The 1,359-nt window shown below is 67.8% G+C and carries 2 protein-coding genes and 1 pseudogene; all 3 read left to right on the forward strand.

The window, feature by feature from the left end:
- Positions 1-289, forward strand: a pseudogene (locus A9X05_RS11810) (proteasome subunit beta); the annotation flags it as partial.
- The gene (prcA, locus tag A9X05_RS11815) at positions 286-1,059 is read left to right on the forward strand and encodes a proteasome subunit alpha (RefSeq protein ID WP_067753797.1); all 774 of its coding nucleotides are present in this window, start codon (positions 286-288) and stop codon (positions 1,057-1,059) included. The pseudogene A9X05_RS11810 and the gene prcA, both read left to right, overlap by 4 nt.
- A gap of 179 nt (positions 1,060-1,238) precedes the next feature.
- Positions 1,239-1,359: proteasome accessory factor PafA2 family protein (locus A9X05_RS32115; protein WP_231968679.1), on the forward strand; the 121-nt coding region annotated here is incomplete at its 3' end.

Here is a 1,359-nt window from a genome sequence, read left to right on the forward strand (position 1 = left end):
GGGGTCGGGCTCGATCTTCGCCAAGTCCTCCATAAAGAAGTTGTATTCGCGGGTCGTCGATGCCGATTCGGCGGTGCGGGTGGCCGTCGAGGCGCTCTACGACGCCGCCGATGACGACTCCGCCACCGGCGGGCCTGACTTGGTTCGGGGCATCTACCCGACGGCGGTCACCATCGGCGCCGAGGGGGCGGCCGAGGTGCCCGAGAGCCGGATCGCCGAGCTCGCCCGCGAGGTGATCGAAAGCCGCTCACGCGCAGACACTTTCGGCCCCGACGGTGGTGAGAAGTGAGCTTCCCGTATTTCATATCGCCCGAGCAGGCGATGCGCGAGCGCAGCGAGCTCGCGCGCAAAGGCATCGCTCGCGGCAAGAGCGTGGTGGCGCTGGTCTACGCCGGTGGTGTGCTGTTCGTGGCGGAGAACCCGTCGCGGTCCCTGCAGAAGATCAGTGAGCTCTACGATCGCGTCGGCTTCGCGGCCGCCGGCAAGTTCAACGAATTCGACAACCTGCGCCGCGGCGGAATCCAGTTCGCCGACACCCGGGGCTACGCCTACGACCGCCGCGACGTCACGGGACGCCAGCTGGCCAACGTCTACGCGCAGACCCTGGGCACCATTTTCACCGAGCAGGCTAAGCCGTACGAGGTGGAATTGTGCGTCGCCGAGGTGGCGCACTACGGCGAGACGAAACCGCCTGAGCTGTATCGCATCACCTACGACGGGTCCATCGCCGACGAGCCGCACTTCGTGGTGATGGGCGGCACAACCGAGCCGATCACGACCGCGCTCAAGGAGTCCTACGCGGAGAACGCCGACTTGCGCGAGGCGACCAAAATCGCCGTGAAGGCGCTGCGGGCCGGCAGCACCGACGGTTCAGGCGGGGACCAGCCCTCCCCGGACGTGGGCAGCCTGGAGGTCGCCATCCTGGACGTCAACCGGCCACGCCGGGCGTTCCGGCGCATCAACCGGGCCACGTTGGAAGGTCTGCTGCAAGAGGGCGATTCGAGGCAGTCGGAAACCAACGGCGAAGCGCCGGAATCCAACGGCGACGCCGCGGGCTGACTCGGGCCCGCCGCGTGCGGTGTTCGCTACGGGCTGAACACCGCGCCCGCCGGTGTCCGAGTTGTCGACGTCCCGTTGCGGTCCCCAGGCGGTGCCCTGGCGGGCTTCGCGAAACTCGTCCGGATCCGTAGGCGCGGCTTCCGCACCGTCCCGGTCAGACAACCAGTACGCTCGATTACGTGCAGCGACGAATTATGGGCATCGAGACCGAGTTCGGTGTCACCTGCACGTTCCACGGTCATCGCCGGCTGTCGCCGGACGAGGTCGCCCGGTACCTGTTCCGGCGCGTCGTGTCGTGGG

The organism is Mycobacterium sp. E3298, from assembly GCF_001666895.1.
GTDB lineage: Bacteria > Actinomycetota > Actinomycetes > Mycobacteriales > Mycobacteriaceae > Mycobacterium.